The organism is Bradyrhizobium ottawaense (assembly GCF_002278135.3).
Classification (GTDB): Bacteria; Pseudomonadota; Alphaproteobacteria; order Rhizobiales; family Xanthobacteraceae; genus Bradyrhizobium; species Bradyrhizobium ottawaense.
This window is the reverse complement of record NZ_CP029425.2, coordinates 7,130,489-7,146,966: the sequence shown is the minus strand read 5'-3', so window position 1 is coordinate 7,146,966 and position 16,478 is coordinate 7,130,489. Positions and strand designations below refer to the sequence as shown.

The window sequence follows — 16,478 nt, the reverse complement described above, 5'->3', positions numbered from 1 at the left end:
CTCAAGATGGATCCTGCAATCGACATCATCTTTGAGCTGACGATTGCCGATTGGCGCTCGAGCGAGGAGGCTGAGGCGCGGCCCGTTGAGGCAGCACGCATCTACCGCCGTGAAGATCGCACGGTGTGCGGCAGCATGAAATGGTCGGCGCGCAGCCTCATTGCCGATTCCTTGTAAGACGGGATGCCCGGGCCTTCTACCGGGCTGCGGAATGCTCCGCCGGAATTCTGTCGTGACCGCGCGCCGCCTTTGCTTCGTACTCGTCCTCGGGCGAGCGAAATCGACGCGTCAACAACCGGCTTTGATCATCGCGATTGTCGCGGTCGGTCAAGTGCATGCTCTCAGTCGTTTGAACGAGCGGGAGCGCGCGAGCGGATCCATCGGAGAACGCATTGCCGAAGTTTTCGTCTTACTGGCGCACGATTTCATAGGTCACGCCAATGCCACGCGCCGCCAGCACTTCAGCACGTCCTCGACCATGCGCAAGCTCGAGAGGAAGCCGGAAATACAACCAAGCGGCATAGCTGATTACTTCCGGTGGGAAGCGATGGCGGCGATAAAGAGGGGTCCGGGCGGTCGGCGTGCTGGTCGTCACCACCCCCTCGGCGGCTCCAATTCGTTAACTTAACGCCATCCAGAGTCTTCCGAAGCCGTCGACCAGATGTGTCTCGATCAGTCTGCTGTCTTCCTCATTTAGACGGCCCGACTTGTCGAACAGCGTCAGCGGAATGGTAGCTTCCCGACATCATGGAGCATCGCCGCGAGCCCGAGTCGCCCCAATACTTGCTGGCGAAATAATCAGCGCCGCCGCAGACAATACGTAAGCAGTGCTGAAAGGTGGCCCTCGTGAGCCAATGCGAACACAGGCTTTGAATTTCGCTTTATTTGGCTGCTCGCAACATTGGCGTGAGCGGCGGCGAAGAACCATGTTGTATTTTGCCAATGACCTCGAAGCCGTGGCTTTGATAAAAGGGGATGTGATCGGGATTCGAGCTTTCCAGATAGGCGGTAATGCCCTGCTCATCGCATCGTTGAAGAGCGTATTTCATCAACAATGTGCCAAGTCCTTGTCCGACCCAGTTCGGATCGGCCGCGATGAGAGGCAGGTACCAATGCGGCTCGGACGGATGATGTTCGGCCATTTCCTGCCGCAGGAGCGCCATATCTTCGGTGATCGCCGGGTTCAGGGACAGCGCCATTATTTCGTCTAACGCGGACTCGTCTTGCTGCACGCCAGGCGGCAGCCACAGGGCTGCGGCGCGGATCCCTTCCGTGACGTATGCTGTGCCGTGCTCGAATGCTGGTCCACCAGAGGCGTTAACGAACCGAGGCATGCTCCGAAGATATTGGCTTGCGTCAGGCCAACTCCACCGCATCAATGGATCGGCGGCAAAGCCGAGCACAATTGTCCAGACGGTGCTTGTTCGAATGTTTGCATTCGCACATTTGATATCCGACTCCGCCGGCATAATGTGGGTTCCAAATTTTCTGTCTACCTGTCAGAGTTACGTGGCACGACATAAAGAAGACGTGGCCGATCACCAGATTCCTGATATCGACCGGCTGCACCTGGGTTCTGCCCGCTGATGGTCATGTTCCGTAACGACTCAGAATAGATCCATCGCCCGGCACCGGCTCGCCGTGCTCAGCTTCCGGAGCGCTTTTTCATCACTGCAATCCCTGTGCCATACTGAATGTCGAGCGACGGCATCGTCAACTTAACCGACCGCTGAGCTGAAGGAGGCGCTTCTCAAAGGTTCGAGATTCGGCGATAGCGCTTGTCATGGAGATCTCGCGCCAAGTCGCAAAGGCTCGCTCGTGCCAAGCACGACGGAAGTCGGCAGTCAGGGCTCCGGGATAGGGGATGTGGAAAAGGTTCGAGACCTGATCGTGAACTGACAGAAATCGGTGGGCCTGGAGGAGTTGAAACGCATCATGATCCGCTCGCGTCGTCGCGTCGGCTGATGAGAATTCTCGGCCCGATTGTTGAGAACTTTGTGCTGGCGATGTTCGACCCAAAGGCCCGTCTTTGCCCTCGCAGCGCCGTACGAACGAAGCTTGTCCGTGATCATCACGCGCGGCGGCGTGCCGGCGGATTTCAAGAGCTTCTTCCTGAGCCGCTGCGCAGCGCGCGAGTCTCTTCCGCGCTGGATCAAGACGTCGAGAACGAAGCCATTCTGGTCGACAGCGCGCCAGAGCTAATGTTGTTCGCCCGCGATCGAGATAACGATCTCGTCCAGATGCCATTTGTCACCGCGAGCGGGAGCGCGCTCGCGGACCGATCGGAGAACGCCTTGCCGAATTTCGGTCCCCACTGGCGCACGGCTTCATAGGTCAACAGTGCCACGCGCCTCCAGCATTTCCTCGACTATGCGCAAGCTTAAGGGAAACGGGAACTACAACCAAACGGCATATTGACGCCGCCCCGGTGGGCTGCGCCGACAGACTTTCAGCGGTTGCGCAAAAGTACGGTGCACTGCGTGAGCGGGCTGGTGAGCTCGAAATGACGCTGCAACGGAGCCGGACGGCGCGGTCGCGGCCATCTCGTTTGAGCATTCACGGTCGCAAATCGACGCAGAGCGCGGCCCAACCCAAACAACGTCGACTGGTAGAGAAGCGTTCGCCTGAGCTGAACTTCTTGAAGGTGGGGCGACCGCGAGTCACCGGACCCGGATTAACGAAGGTCGTCGAACGGCCCACGAAACCCTCGCCAAGGCGTGGGAGGCGAAATCCGCTGCTGCTGGCGCGTTCCAGTCGGCGAGCGCTCGCTGCGAGGAAGCTGCCGCGGGAATGGAGGCCGCGAAGAATCGCCGCGCTTCAGCCGAAGGGGCCTTCAATATGGCCTGTCAGGATATCGCCCGGTCGCAGGGTCAGGTGTTCCCGCTGATTGCCACCGACCCGGCTGTGTCCAGAGCGCTACGAACACGAACTCAAGAGCTCGACCGAACCGTAAATGATACGGACGCCGCCGTCCTGATGCGTCGGGACGACCTGGAGAGATCGCTGGAAGGGCTGACGCGGAGGCATCGACTGACGCCGTTGCAACCCTGACAACGGAAATCGATGCTCAACGAGCTGCCGATTGGCGTGAAGCATGTCCCGGGCGCGGGAATTCAGGACAATCTGGGCGACAAGGCGAAGAAGCTCGGCATCCCGGTCTGAAAATTCGGCGGCGCGTGAGCGCCGCAAATTTCTACTACCCGACTTGAGCGACGAAATCGCGCAACTTTCGCTCCGCTTCCTCCGCCGCCTTCTCTACGGCAGGAAAGTTCGTGGCCCACACCTCAGCCAACTCCGGAAACTCCATTCGCGCCTCGGCCGGGTTTCAGCGGTAGGGAAATTTGTCGTACCACGTTACTCTTTCGACGCTTGAGGGTCAGAAGCGCTACGCTTCCGCTTTTCAGTTCAACAGCAGCAGCTGTGAGCGCCAGAACCTCTGAGACACGGCCGCCACTTTGCAATAGCACCGTATAGGAAAGTCGGCGTGCAGGATCGAGCCCTTGTGCCGCGCGACGGAAGCGACGGCGCTCCGGTAGTGTCAGGTATTGTCGAATACCCGATGTCGAAAAATAGAGCGAGCTCTCCGCACAAGGGAGCCGGGGGGCTCGCGGTCGAGCGGACGATTGATTTCACAGATGGTAGATGGACTGCCGCTGTCCTTAAATGAGGAGGGGAAATGTCGCGTCCCGTATTCGTCGTAGGATTGATTGCAGTCTGCTCCTTCTTTCTTTGCCACCATAGACCGCAGCACAGGGACAGCTGTGCGATCCGTGCCTACGCTCAGGTGAGAAATGCTGCGGTCTGCAGCCGTCTGGTTCGGCGCGCGTTCAATGTAGCGTCGGTTATGGATACGAGCGCACCGGCGCCGAACGTCGCTGTCGCCAGAACCAGCGGAAGTGTTCTCACCACTGACAGAGCGACAATACACTCCTGACGTGGTGCCTTGGAAAAAGATGCCCCATGAAAATGGGAGCGCAGTCCCCTGCGCTCCGGTCGTTCTTACCATATACGGAAACGGTCACGCTGCCCGTTGCATCACAGCTGTAGCTCTGATCATCGCTAAAGTTCTGATGACAATATTTGGACTATGGACCGGGATGCCACCCCTTCTTGCGCAGCGTGTTGTCAGAACTTTAACAGAGTCGATTGTCAGCTCTGAAACAATGTCTGACTTCCGACGCTACAAACATTCGTAGAAGACGCAGAGCAGCTGCGATTTTCATCGACACGTCCCTTGCTTGGTTCGCGGACGAACATCTCGGATCGCTTTTCCAGGGGGGGGTGCTGAAGGTTGCCTTCTCGCGTGTCGCCACGAGCGCCGTGGTCGTCAGCTTACTCTGAGGCAACATGAAACTAGGCTTCAAGCAATAAGGTCGCGTTGGCTTGGCGTCTCCGCCCTCAGCGGTCGGACTTATCAGACGTGATGCCGACGGCCATTTGTTCTTAGGACATCGAGATTGTCGATCTGCTCAGCAAGGGGTTTATACCCGGACGTCGTTTGGCGAACGCAAGTGACAAGCGTCCGCAAACAACAGGGGCCTTTGGCATGAATGTGGCATCAGGGCTCAGTGCAGGGCGGACATCGGTTAGCACGTGATGCCCCAAAACATCGGGGTGAAGGAACTTCTGATGAGGGCCGTATCGATTGAGTTCGCTAGTACCCACTTTTCTTGGAACGTGAGTCGTGATTCAAGGTCGGGATGATACCCGAAGCAAGAGAAGTCCACCTTTCGAGGAAAGATCGCAAGGTGCTTGAGGCGTGCTGTCGCTCACCGGTGACGTTGCAGCGCGATTTGAAGCGGGCGCGGATAGTTCTGTTGGCGGCGGATGGGCGCAGCACCCGGTCGATCGCCAAGGAAGTTGGGGTCCAGCCGCGGATTGTCAGCCTTTGGCGGCATCGCTATGCCGACCATGGCCTTGAAGGGCTGCAAGACAAGCCGCGGCCTGGCAAGCAGCCGATCTATACGAAGACGACCGACAAGCGGATTCTGAAGCTGCTGGATAAGCCGCCACCGCAAGGGTTTGCGCGCTGGACCGGCCCCCTGCTGGCCGAGGCGCTGGGCGATGTCGATGTCCAATATGTCTGGCGGTTCCTGCGCAGCCACAAGATTGACCTGGTGGCTCGCAAGTCCTGGTGCGAGAGCAACGACCCGAACTTTACGGCCAAAGCCGCCGATGTTGTCGGCCTCTATGTCGCGCCGCCGGCGAAGGCCATTGTGCTGTGCGTGGACGAGAAGCCCTCGATCCAGGCTTTGGAGCGAGCGCAGGGTTATCTGAAGTTGCCCAATGGCCGCGCCTTAACCGGCCAAAGCCACGATTACAAGCGGCATGGCACCACAACATTGTTTGCGGCGCTCGAAGTCGCCACCGGAAAGATCATCGCGACCCATTCAAAACGCCGGCGCCGCGTCGAGTTTCTCGATTTCATGAACAGCGTCACCGCGACTTTTCCGAACCGCAAGCTTCACGTCATCCTCGACAACCTCAACACCCATAAAAAGAACGAGGACTGGCTCAAGGCCCACCCCAACGTGCAATTTCATTTCACGCCGACAAGTGCGTCATGGCTCAATCAGGTCGAAGTATGGTTTTCCATCTTGCAGGGGCAGTCGCTCAGCGGCACCTCCTTCACGAGCCTCAAGCAGCTTCAGGAACACATCGATGCCTACGTCAACGCATACAACGACAGAGCCGAGCCCTTCGTCTGGACCAAGAAAAAGGTCCGTCAACGCCGTTTCAAAGGCCGCCGTATCACTCAGCTCTGATTCCGGGTACTAGGCTGGTGTTTTTGTACTTCGTGAGCGTGCTTGCGGCCTTGCTTTTGCTGGTGGTGAGCAACCGCGGAGCCATGGCAAAACGCTCCGGCTATCGGAGTGATTGTGCCGGGATGCTGATTGTTTCTTCCATCCTACTTGTTGATAATTTTCAGTCGGAATGCCAAGCCCTCCATCTTTTCAGTGACAACCAGCCCATACGAGGGGAGCTCTTTGAGCGGGGTGCGGATCTGTTCAGCTTCAATGGGGCTAATGCGGGTGCACCGTGCAACGCTGTATTGGCTCCTGTGATTCTTCCAGCGCCCTCGCGTCTGCGCTATCGATCGATGACGCTGAGCAGTGACGAGCCGTCAAATTATCCCGACGAAGACGTTCTAAAGAGGAGAGCAGACAAAGGGCCTCGAGTGGCGTCGTTCGCTCCTGCAAGATCGTTCCGGCAGAATGGTCCGGCTCTCCGTGCGGAGGCGCCTGTCGGTTCGATGCTGATGCAGAGGCTAGTTTCTTTGGCATCTCATAGTTTTACGACCTCGGCCGGGGTCAAAATTAGCTTCACGTTGATTATGGCGTCAAACCCGAGCGGTACTGCTTTTGGTCCACAGGTCTTAATGGATGCCGACAGTAAAGCTTTGGTCTGCGAGATCTCGCCCATGGATGCGGAAAGCATCTCTGCGTTTCGGCACTCGCTGGCGCAAGCCTTTGTTCAACAAGCGGCGAATCCCGGTGGGGGGCTCCCGAGCAAGGATGTCGATGATTTGTTTGCGAACAACTGGGCTGCTAATGCAACAAATGGCATTATGGGCGGTTGCCTGCTCGGGAATAATAATGAAAGCGGAAGGATAGTGTAGCGCAGCACATGGGTTGTCACGAACTCCACGAACGAGTCCGGGCCGCCAGATCCGGAATGTCCCTCTTCAACTCCTGTAACAGGAGGGCGTAATTCGCCCGATATGCTCGTCGCCCAGCCATTCCATGTCGTCGAGCACCGCCCGCTGGCCGTGGAGCGAGCCGAATTGAAAAGTGCAGTGCCTGCCGTCGCTTGATAATCGTGTGGACGCGTCGGGTTGCGGGCCATTAGCGGACAACTGGCAGGCAGCTCTTCATAGCTTAGGCGTCGGCGATCGACCATCTGGTCCGTCCCATCGAACACAGGCGGCGCGCCCTCATCAATTGCCATCTGGGCTGACGAGCGCTTGCGCGCACTAGGGTCTGTACCTAAATAGCGCCACGTGATTCTCTTGCCTACGTGTTGATTCGGGGGCGAGAGAATGCGCGCTGGTTTGTTTTGGCTGAACGACAGGCAATGGGCGCGTATCGAACCGCATCTGCCGAGGGGACTGACGGGGCCGGATCGGGACGACGACCGACGCATCGTCAGCGGCATCATTCACATGCTGCAATCGGGTGCACGATGGCGTGATTGTCCACGTGAATACGGCCCTTACACGACGATCTACAATCGCTTCAATCGCTGGGCCAAGCGAGGACGATGGTGCGCAATCTTCGAAGCGCTGGCCAAGCCTGGCGAAGACGGCGTCGTACTGTCGCTCGACTCGACCTCGATTAAAGCTCACCGGTGTGCCTCCGGCGGAAAAGGGGGGAGCACAATCAAGCAATCGGCCGCTCGCGCGGAGGCCGCACGACAAAAATCCATGCGCTGAGCGATCCGCTCTGCCGGCCGGTCGTCCTGCATCTGACTCCAGGCCAGGATGCCGATATCGCTGCGGCTCCCGATGTCCTGGCGCTCGCGCCACCCATGAGCGTGCTCCTCGCCGACAAAGGGTATGATGGCGACAAGCTTCGCGGCGAAATCATTCGTCGTGGCGCCAAGCCCGTAATCCCCAATAAATCTAACCGTGTCGTCATCCATCGCTTCAACAAACGCGCCTACAAAGGACGAAATGTCATCGAACGCTGCTTTGGCAGGCTCAAGGACTTCCGGCGCATCGCCACGCGATATGACAAGCTCGCCCGTAATTTTTTGGCCGCTGTTCATCTCGCCGCTCTCGTCGCATATTGGCTCAATTGAGTCTGGACCCTAGTGCAATCGTGCGTTCCACCAACTACCGATATCACTGCCAAGGACTCGATTGTCTGGTTCGGACCAATGTCCACAACCGGACGCATGTACCATGAACAAACCCGCTTGAGGATCTCCATCTTCGAGCGGCACGCAGCTTGCTTCGTTTGCGCAGGCGCTCGTTATTGGACAGGAAGGGGCAGCGGAGTGCATGATGCGATCTGGAGTTCGTCTTTGGGAAGCCACAACCATTGCGCTTCTAGCCCGCGGCAGGCCGGCCCGGCCGACTTTGGGCCAGCAGTGAAGCTGTGTCTGATCCTCTGGCACCAATCCGCAAACGGCGGAGCAGAACACAACATTGGCCTCTGGCCCCGACGGTTGCGTTATTCGCGGCTTCGGCCTGAGCCTTCCCATTCTGCACATCAACGGTTTCACCCGCTCGCGCTTCACCGCATGGCTCCCGGCCCGCATAATGGCCGTCATGCGCCGGGGGGCGTGAAACGGCCGATTAGCAAGCAGCTGGCATATTCGCCGCAACAACAACAGATCAGCATCCTTCGGAGTAGGTCGCAGCTGACAGATATCGGAACGACCCACGCGAACCAAGTGGCATGGTCGGCGGACCGACAGTTCGTCAAAGCTTTGGCCAATGAGCGCGGACTGCTCGTGTTCCTGATCCCTTTGCTGAAAAAGCTGCCGCCCAAGATCGCCTATCGGAGACGCGGAGTTTCTCCGCGATCGGCATTTCGCGCTCCGCCCATAGCGCTGCTGCTGCTCCTGGGCTCTCGCAGCTTGCTCCAGTAGCTGTGCTTCCAGGCATAGTTCGGTTCGGATGAACCTGATAACCCGTCAGATCAGCCATCACATGCTTCCGCAAACCTTCCAGCGCGACGCCTTCAGCACGAATTCCCTGGGCCGAAGCGAGGCCGACTTGAAGAGATTTCAGCGTAGCGGTTCGCGTCGATTGCCGAGGGTTTCTGCGCAACCGCAAGAGGGCTGGAGCCAGTGCTACGGCTCGATGCCGAGAATTTAAGGTAACGTGTTCACCATTTTCCTGCTCGCTGTTGTGGCTAGTTGTATCAGGACGTCAAGTAAGTGTGAGTTCATGCAACTGGAGACTTCGGTCTGGCCGCCAGTCTGCGTTGGCCGCTTCATCAGATTGTTGGCCTTGCTGACCCGACGGAAAGGTTAGTGGCTGTGGCTGCGCATCGTCACAAACTGACTGCGGTTGCGCCAGGGCACGATCCGTGGCTCTTCACGTCGCTAGTCTGCGACTGCTTGCTTGCCATAGCCGTTGTCATCGCGACTGGTTTCGGCCCCGTCGTAAAGGCATCGGCGCAGAACGTCTCCTACAATACGCAGCCGCCGCGTCCGAAGCCGCCGAAGGCCGCCAACGACAACCAGATGCTGGTTCAGGCGACCGAGGTCGTCTACGACTACAATAATTCGCGGATCTCGGCGGTCGGTAACGTCCAGCTGTTCTACAACGGCACCAGCGTCGAGGCTAACAAGGTCGCCTACGACCAGAAGACCAAGCGGCTCCATGCCGAAGGCAACATCCGCATGACGGATGCCGAGGGCAAGATCACCTATGCCGAGACGATCGATCTGTCCGACGACTATCGCGACGGATTCGTCGGTTCGCTCCGGGTCGATACCGCCGACCGGACACGGATGGCCGCAACGCGCGCCGACCGTTCCAGCGGCAACTACACCGTGTTCGAGAACGGCGTCTACACGGCCTGCGCTCCGTGCAAGGACGATCCGAAGAAGCCACCGCTCTGGCAGGTCAAGGGTGCCCGCATCATCCACGACCAGAAGGAGAAGATGCTGTACTTCGAGACGGCGCAGCTCGAGTTCTTCGGCGTGCCGCTCGCTTACATGCCCTACTTCTCGACGCCCGACCCGACCGTGAAGCGCAAGTCCGGCTTCCTGATGCCGGGCTTCACCTCGAACACGGGCTACGGCTACGGCGTGGAGGTCCCGTTCTACTGGGCGATCGCGCCCGATATGGACGTGACCTTCAACCCGCGCATCACCTCCAGGCAGGGCGTGCTGTTCCAGGCGGAGTTCCGCCAGCGCCTGATGGGCGGCGCCTACCAGATCCGTGCTTACGGCATCGACCAGCTCGATCGCGGCGCCTTCGCCGGGCAGCCCGGCGACCGCCAGTGGCGCGGCGCCGTCGAGACCAAGGGTCAGTTCGCGCTGAACGACAAATGGGTCTGGGGTTGGGACGGCGTCGTGATGTCCGACTACTATTTCTTCTCGGACTACCGCCTGTCGCAGTACCGTGACCCGCTCGGTTCGTTCCTGAACCTGCCGACCGACGCGGTCTCGCAGCTCTATCTGACCGGCGCCGGCAATCGCAGCTTCTTCGATGCGCGCACGATGTACTGGCGGAGCTTCTCGGGCAACCAGGACAAGGTCCCGATCGTCTACCCCGTGATCGACTACTCGAACGTGCTCAACTATCCGGTGTTCGGCGGCGAGTTCAGCTACAAGACCAACTCCGTCAACCTGTCGCGTGACAGCGCCGTGTTCGATCCGATCACCACGCTCGCCAACACCAACAGCCTGTGCACGACGGCGTCGGCCGATCCGCTCGCGCGCACGCCATCGCAGTGCCTGCTGCGCGGCTTCCCCGGCACCTATACCCGCCTGTCGGCGGAAGCGCAGTGGCGCAAATCCTTCACCGACCCGCTCGGCCAGATCTGGACGCCGTTCGCCGGCCTGCGCGCCGATGCAATCAACTCCTCGGTCTCGAACCAGCCGGGCGTGTCGAACTACCTACCGGTCGGCGACACCCAGGCATTCCGCCTGATGCCGACGGTCGGCCTCGAATACCGCTATCCCTTCATCAACGTTCAGCCCTGGGGCTCGACCACCGTCGAGCCGATCGCGCAGATCATCATCCGCCCGAACGAGACTTATGCCGGCAAGTTTCCCAACGAGGATGCGCAGAGTTTTGTATTCGAAACGTCGAACCTGTTCAGCGTCGACAAGTTCTCCGGTTACGACCGCGTCGAGGGCGGCGGCCGCGCCAATGTCGGCGTGCAGGCCACCACGCAGTTCGACAAGGGCGGCGCGGCCAAGGTGCTGTTCGGCCAGTCCTACCAGCTGTTCGGCATGAACTCCTACGCGGTCCGGGACTCCATCAACACGGGCCTCGATTCCGGTCTCGACAAGCCCCGCTCCGACTACGTGGCGAGTATCGACTACTCGCCCAACCGCACCTACACCTTCAGCGTCCGCTCCCGCATGGACGAGCAGACCTGGAACGTCCAGCGTTTCGAGGCCGAAGGCCGCGCCAACTTCGATCGCTGGTCGATCAGCGTGATGTACGGCAACTACGCGGCACAGCCGGAGCTCGGCTATCTGACCCGCCGCGAAGGCATCCTCACCACCGGCTCGCTGAAGGTCGCGACCAACTGGGTGGTCACGGGCTCGGCGCGCTGGGACCTCGAGGCCAACGAGATCAACCAGTATGTGGTCGGTGCCGGCTATGTCGACGATTGCTTGGTGCTGGGATTGAACTATCTGAAATCCTACAATTATACGGTAGGCGGCGTGCCCCCCGTCTTGAATGAGACCTACATGCTAAGTATAGGTCTACGAACATTCGGGACGATCGCAATCGGCTTCTGAGGCACGGATAGCGGCGCATGCGGGTCACGTCGGGGGACGTCACCACCACGACCGAGGCGCGCAATAGCGGGCAGGCGGTCACGGCTGTGCTGGGAAAGCTCGAGTTCGACGAACGCGCAGAACTGTTCCACTTCAGCCATGTCGGTTTTGGGCGCGCGAGATCGCGGCTTTGGGTCATGACGTCAAACTGCTGCTACCTCAATATGTGAAGCCATTCGGTGCGCCCCGACGGCGCGTATTACCAGTGGAGGAAGGATCCACCCAGAGAGTTGTCGATTGATCTGGTAGCTGACGAGCGGTTTGGACGAGCAATCGGACGGATCGAAGCCTCGTGACAAAGGTCGCTTTAGGCGGCCGAGCAATCCAGCGGGCCGTAACGTGAGTGAAGCCTGAGCACGCCTCGAAAGTTACGATGTGAATGCCGACCCGATCGTATGGCGGGGAAGGCCGTGCGGACAGGGAAGCAATCGACGCACGCACCTGTCTGGTTCACCGGGGTAATGGGCACGGCACGTTGGAAAGGTAGTACGGGTAATCGGGGGAGACCCGTCTTGGTCGAAGGTCGCGCCTTCAGCATTGAGTAGTCGATGGACCGGACGGGAGTCGGACAGGGTCAAAGGTACCGATGAAACCGGGTAATTCCGGCGGAGGAAAGGACCCTGACTTCAGGTGCGCTTTTGAAGATGGCGAGGGAAAGGGTAGATTGGCGATGAGCCTTGAAACGCCCGATAAGATCAGGAGCCTTCAGAGAAAGAAAGCTTTATTGTAAGGCGAAGGCGGAGCCTGCCTTCCGCTTCTACGTGCTGTACGACAAGATCTGCCGCGAGGACATTCTGAGCCATGCCTACAAGCTGGCCCGCGCCAACGCGGGTGCGCCGGGAGTGGACGGAATAACTTTCGAACAGATCGACGCGTCGGGACTCGAAGCATGGTTGGCTGGCCTGCGCGATGAACTCGTCACCAAGACCTATCGGCCCGATCCGGTGCGGCGGGTGATGATCCCGAAGCCCGGCGGCGGCGAACGTCCGCTCGGTATCCCAACAATCCGGGACCGGGTCGTCCAAGCTGCTGCAAAGATCGTGCTGGAACCGATCTTCGAGGCGGATTTTGAGGACGGAGCTTATGGATATCGCCCGCGCCGCAACGCGGTCGATGCCGTCAAGGAAGTGCACCGGCTTATGTGCCGGGGCTACACAGATGTTGTTGACGCCGATTTGTCGAAATACTTCGACACGATACCGCACTCGGACCTCCTCAAATCGGTGGCCCGACGCATCGTCGACCGGAATGTGCTGCGGCTGATTAAGTTATGGCTGCGAGTACCGGTCGAGGAGCGGGATAGCAACGGGAAACGGCGCATGAGCGGCGGTAAGAGCAACAAGTGTGGCACGCCACAGGGGGGTGTCATCAGTCCGCTGCTCTCCGTCATCTACATGAACCGGTTCCTGAAGCATTGGCGTCTCAGCGGTCGGTGTGAAGCATTCCATGGCCAGATTATCTCCTATGCCGACGACTTCGTCATTCTCAGCCGCGGCCACGCGGAAGACGCATTGACGTGGACGAAAGCGGTGATGACCAAGCTTGGGCTGACACTCAACGAGACTAAAACCTCGGTGAAGAATGCCCGATTGGAAAGCTTTGACTTCCTTGGGTACACGCTCGGACCCCGCCACTTCCGCAATGGGGGGCGGTGGTATCTTGGCGCGGCTCCGTCGAAGAAAAGCGTGCTGCGGATCAAGAGGAAGGTCAGCGAACTGCTGACGCCGGGCAACAAGGGCGCTTGGCCCGAAGTACAAGCACGACTGAACCGCCTTCTGCGCGGCTGGTCCGCTTACTTCAGCTATGGCTCGCTTGCTACGGCTCATCAGGCCGTTGATCGACACGTCTTTGACCGCGTGCTCGCCTTTCTGCGCAGACGACATAAGACGCCAGGACGTGGCGTCAGACGGTTCTCTGATCAGATCTATGGGAACCCTGGCGTACTTGTGCTGAACCGCGTGCGCAAAGTGTCGCCGACGTGCGCCTTGTGACGAAACCTGTCGGAAAGCCGGATGCGGGAAAACCGCACGTCCGGTTTGATGAGCGGGGAGAGGAAACGGAACGCGCAACAAGCGCATCACCGCGCCTCTCCTCGACTCTACTCAAGCGCGGGAAGACTGATGCTGCCGACGCAGAGGCGATCAGCGAAGCTGTCGCGCGCAATACCATGCGCTTCGTCCCGGTTCGTCGAACACTGCAATCACGTCCGCTATCATGAGAGCATCGACAACCTCACTCCTGTCGATGTCTACTTCGGCAGGGCTGAGGCGATCCTTGCAAGCCCGCAGCAATTGGCTCTTCCATTCGGTCGTCCCCCATCGCGGGTGTCAAGCCGCGCACGCGGGACCGCGATTTTAATCGACCCGAAGCTACCGGTCAGCGACCGCGGCTGGCTGCCGTGTCGATGCCCGTAACGGGGCGTTCCCTCATGGCCGGCCTTCATGCCGCGTCCGTAGCGCGGCCGCGCAAGGGCCGCATCGAGCTCGCTGCGGAGCAATTCCTCTAATGAGTTCCCGCGTTGGTTTCCGCACCGCCGTTTCAACCGGATCGAACCAATTTCGAAAAGCTGCGGAGCCGTCTCTCTTTCACACGGCGGGGAAATGCATCTTTGTGACATTGCTGGTCATGGCATGGTCTCCGATCCGGCGCTCCAAACGGCGGATGATTCGAGGTTGATCACCTCAGAGACTACGCCGCTTTCAATTCCAACCAATCCTGCGGCGGGACCCTGTCTGAAATCCGCCAGCCTGTCGGGAACGCAACCCGGAGCGCGAGAAAAATAGCACGTCTGGCTCTGCGCATAATGGCCCAACTCTTGCGAGGGGCGAGCGGGCAAAGGTCAGGTTGGAGATTGAGAATGGCGAGCGTGTCAAAGCTAAAGGTGTTTGCGGCCCTGAGTGCGGCCAGTGTTGCGCTTGTGCCAATATCGGCAAAAGCTCCGATATGGAGTTCGAGCGCTCAATACGGGAGCTTTTCAATCGATGGCTACAGTTGGAACAACGACGTATGGGGCAGGGGCGCAGGACCCCAGACTATCTCGGTGAGTGCTGTCAACCAGTGGGGGGTGTGGTCGAACCAGCCTGATACTGGTGGCATCAAGAGCTATCCCCACGAGGGTTTCAATGTCGGCAAACCGCTCAGTTCGATCAACACTCTGATCTCGAACTTCAATCAGGAAGTTCCGACTAGCGGCGCCTGGGACGTCGCCTACGATATCTGGGATAGCTCAAATCAGTATGAGATAATGCTCTGGACGAATTACACCGGCAATCCCGATGGTGGCGGCAACGTCAAGCCCATTTCTTACAAGTACGCTTCTTCCGGGGCGGCGATACCGATCTACACAAATGTCGATGTAGGCGGAGCGACTTGGAACGTGTTTCAAGGAGAAAATCACCATAAGGTCATCTCATTCCTGCGCACTTCGAAGACCAACAGTGGGACGGTGGATATCAAGAGTGTCCTGCAGTGGATCAAGTCTAAAGGGTACTTTGGGGAGATAAACGTCGGCAACGTCCAATACGGCGTTGAGATCACCTCCTCTCCAGGTGGGATGAACTTCAACTTCAATAATTGGACCCTGACATCGAGGTGAGTACCCACGGTCGGTGAGGTGAAGTGGCCTCGGATTCTGGACCGGCGGCTCAGATGGTGCGGATGCCGTTTTGTTTTGATAAACGGAGACCATGAAGAAGAACGAGACGGAAAATCGAAGCAGCGCTGAAGGCAAAGATCGCCTTGGAGCCGCTGCGAGAACAATCAAAGGTGACGGATCTGGCGCTACCAGCGGTGGAGAGAAAATTACGTGAGGCAACAACTCAGTTCAGGAACATTTTCGGCCAGGCAATGCGACAGCTCCCTAGCAAACATGTGGAGCTGATCGCACCGGACGAAAATCGATTCGCACAATGCTCACGCTGCGTGGGCAGCCCGTCGGGGGCTGGGTGGTTTGTTGCGGGGGCGACGTCGAGAAGTGGACTCTTCGCCTAGTCGCCCTCGATCTTCGTTCGCAATCCCCCGAGGAGAGAAACATGTCGTGGGACGACCAGCAATTCTAACGGACGAAAGCTGTGCCGCTGCTCCTACCTTGCAGTGCGCCCGTTTTTCACAAGCTCAAAGAAATAGCGAGCGAAATACGCAATTTTGGATTTTCGCATCACCACCGAACTTTCGGCACTGTTCTTGAAACGGGCCATTCCGCACCTCGCCGAGTTGGGTGAGAACGATCAATGCCCGCTGCGCGACCTTTCGTGAGCGAAGGTAGCGGGAGATGTCCCGATCGCTGTTGAGCGCCGCGCTCGTGACGTGGGCAACGGGCTTGATCGTCATGCGATCGTGGTGAGCTTGAAGGGCCGCACGCAGAACCGACGATTTCTTATGCGCCTTCAATCATCGGAAACCCTTGTTGGCCTCGATCATGCCGGCCGCGACCCATCGCAAGGTCATACCGGCATCCCGCCGGCGTTTGACGTTGCGCGTGACCCGGCGAATGGTGCCCTGAAATGGACCCCGGTTTTGGGACGAGAGGCCAGGTTGGAAAAGGGCCGCTCCGTTTGATCGACGGAGGGCATGATGACGAAGAAGACGCGACGGAAGATCGACGCGGTGTTGAAGGCAAAGATCGCACTGGAAGCGGTGCGGGAGCAGGCGACGGCTGCCGATCTGGCCCAGCGCTATGAGGTTCACCGAACCAGATCTATGCTTGGAAGAAGCAGCTGCTGGACCAGGCGGCCCGGCTTTTGACGTGGGTGTCGGGCGCGAGAGCGAAGGAAACGCGCGAACGCGAGATCGAGAAGCTGCACGCCAAGATCGGACAAACTGACGGTCGAGCGCGAGTTTTTAGCGCGGAGGTCCGGAAGATGAGCACGCCGGACCGTCGAGGAATGCTCGAGCGCGTCGACCAGGCGCTGTCGATCCGTCGGCAATGCATGTTGCTCGGCATCGCCCGTTCTAGCGTCTACCGGCCGCTACAGCCGGCCAATTCAACGACCTTGCCCTGATGC

Annotated in this window: 11 protein-coding genes and 4 pseudogenes; 10 read left to right on the top strand and 5 right to left on the bottom strand. The window is 59.0% G+C overall.

All coding sequences use genetic code 11. The features are described 5' to 3' along the window. Positions 1–6: 6 nt before the first annotated feature. Complete coding sequence (locus CIT37_RS33545; protein WP_018648285.1) at positions 7–177, top strand: hypothetical protein; 171 nt, start codon at positions 7–9, stop codon at positions 175–177. 170 nt (positions 178–347) lie between these two features. Here CIT37_RS33545 and CIT37_RS33540 read toward each other — a convergent pair. The 3 genes and pseudogenes from CIT37_RS33540 to CIT37_RS33530 form a co-directional block, all read right to left on the bottom strand. Further along, positions 348–595, bottom strand: a pseudogene (locus CIT37_RS33540) (IS6 family transposase); the annotation flags it as partial. A 286-nt stretch (positions 596–881) separates the two neighbouring features. Beyond that, complete coding sequence (locus CIT37_RS33535) at positions 882–1,469, bottom strand: GNAT family N-acetyltransferase (RefSeq protein WP_063629895.1); 588 nt, start codon at positions 1,467–1,469, stop codon at positions 882–884. A 249-nt stretch (positions 1,470–1,718) separates the two neighbouring features. Continuing rightward, positions 1,719–2,543: pseudogene (locus CIT37_RS33530) on the bottom strand (IS6 family transposase). A 2,157-nt stretch (positions 2,544–4,700) separates the two neighbouring features. Between CIT37_RS33530 and CIT37_RS33525 the strand changes: the two are divergent. The 6 genes from CIT37_RS33525 to ltrA all read left to right on the top strand — a co-directional run bounded on the left by CIT37_RS33525 (position 4,701) and on the right by ltrA (position 13,466). Next, positions 4,701–5,765, top strand: a complete 1,065-nt coding sequence (locus tag CIT37_RS33525) for an IS630-like element ISRj1 family transposase (protein WP_011084514.1) — start codon at positions 4,701–4,703, stop codon at positions 5,763–5,765. A gap of 17 nt (positions 5,766–5,782) precedes the next feature. Next, positions 5,783–6,619: a hypothetical protein gene (locus CIT37_RS33520; RefSeq protein WP_028144470.1), complete on the top strand. Its 837-nt coding sequence runs from the start codon at positions 5,783–5,785 to the stop codon at positions 6,617–6,619. 420 nt (positions 6,620–7,039) lie between these two features. Further along, a protein-coding gene (locus tag CIT37_RS33515; protein WP_224517492.1) for an IS5 family transposase occupies positions 7,040–7,800 on the top strand; the annotation gives its coding sequence in 2 pieces (ribosomal slippage) (positions 7,040–7,379 and positions 7,379–7,800; 762 coding nt in all). A gap of 1,269 nt (positions 7,801–9,069) precedes the next feature. Further along, positions 9,070–11,436, top strand: coding sequence for an LPS-assembly protein LptD (locus CIT37_RS33510; protein ID WP_244611311.1), 2,367 nt, complete (start codon positions 9,070–9,072; stop codon positions 11,434–11,436). Positions 11,437–11,453: 17 nt separating this feature from the next. Then, entirely contained in the window at positions 11,454–11,645 is a 192-nt protein-coding gene (locus tag CIT37_RS33505; RefSeq protein WP_014497849.1) for a hypothetical protein, read from the top strand. Between the two features lie 507 nt (positions 11,646–12,152). After that, on the top strand, positions 12,153–13,466 hold the full coding sequence (gene ltrA / locus CIT37_RS33500) for a group II intron reverse transcriptase/maturase (protein WP_074076608.1): 1,314 nt from the start codon (positions 12,153–12,155) through the stop codon (positions 13,464–13,466). A 243-nt stretch (positions 13,467–13,709) separates the two neighbouring features. Here ltrA and CIT37_RS33495 read toward each other — a convergent pair. Next, positions 13,710–14,039, bottom strand: a pseudogene (locus CIT37_RS33495) (IS256 family transposase); the annotation flags it as partial. 293 nt (positions 14,040–14,332) lie between these two features. Here CIT37_RS33495 and CIT37_RS33490 point away from each other — a divergent pair. Further along, a complete protein-coding gene (locus CIT37_RS33490) occupies positions 14,333–15,070 on the top strand; it encodes a glycoside hydrolase family 12 protein (protein ID WP_014497847.1) in 738 nt (245 codons plus the stop codon). A gap of 695 nt (positions 15,071–15,765) precedes the next feature. Here CIT37_RS33490 and CIT37_RS33485 read toward each other — a convergent pair. Beyond that, a pseudogene (locus CIT37_RS33485) lies at positions 15,766–15,972 on the bottom strand (IS256 family transposase); the annotation flags it as partial. 75 nt (positions 15,973–16,047) lie between these two features. On the opposite strand from CIT37_RS33485, the gene CIT37_RS33480 reads away from it, so the two are divergent. Both CIT37_RS33480 and CIT37_RS33475 read left to right on the top strand, forming a co-directional pair. Then, complete coding sequence (locus tag CIT37_RS33480; protein WP_162130978.1) at positions 16,048–16,218, top strand: hypothetical protein; 171 nt, start codon at positions 16,048–16,050, stop codon at positions 16,216–16,218. 116 nt (positions 16,219–16,334) lie between these two features. Continuing rightward, complete coding sequence (locus CIT37_RS33475; protein WP_154694111.1) at positions 16,335–16,475, top strand: hypothetical protein; 141 nt, start codon at positions 16,335–16,337, stop codon at positions 16,473–16,475. Positions 16,476–16,478 lie beyond the last annotated feature (3 nt).

Excerpts from the sequence above, each read along its gene's own strand:
- CIT37_RS33545 (WP_018648285.1), top strand. The coding sequence starts at position 7 with ATGGATCCTGCAATCGACATCATCTTTGAGCTGACGATTGCCGATTGG.
- CIT37_RS33535 (WP_063629895.1), bottom strand. The coding sequence starts at position 1,469 with ATGCCGGCGGAGTCGGATATCAAATGTGCGAATGCAAACATTCGAACA.
- CIT37_RS33525 (WP_011084514.1), top strand. The coding sequence starts at position 4,701 with ATGATACCCGAAGCAAGAGAAGTCCACCTTTCGAGGAAAGATCGCAAG.
- CIT37_RS33505 (WP_014497849.1), top strand. The coding sequence starts at position 11,454 with ATGCGGGTCACGTCGGGGGACGTCACCACCACGACCGAGGCGCGCAAT.
- CIT37_RS33490 (WP_014497847.1), top strand. The coding sequence starts at position 14,333 with ATGGCGAGCGTGTCAAAGCTAAAGGTGTTTGCGGCCCTGAGTGCGGCC.
- CIT37_RS33480 (WP_162130978.1), top strand. The coding sequence starts at position 16,048 with ATGACGAAGAAGACGCGACGGAAGATCGACGCGGTGTTGAAGGCAAAG.
- CIT37_RS33475 (WP_154694111.1), top strand. The coding sequence starts at position 16,335 with ATGAGCACGCCGGACCGTCGAGGAATGCTCGAGCGCGTCGACCAGGCG.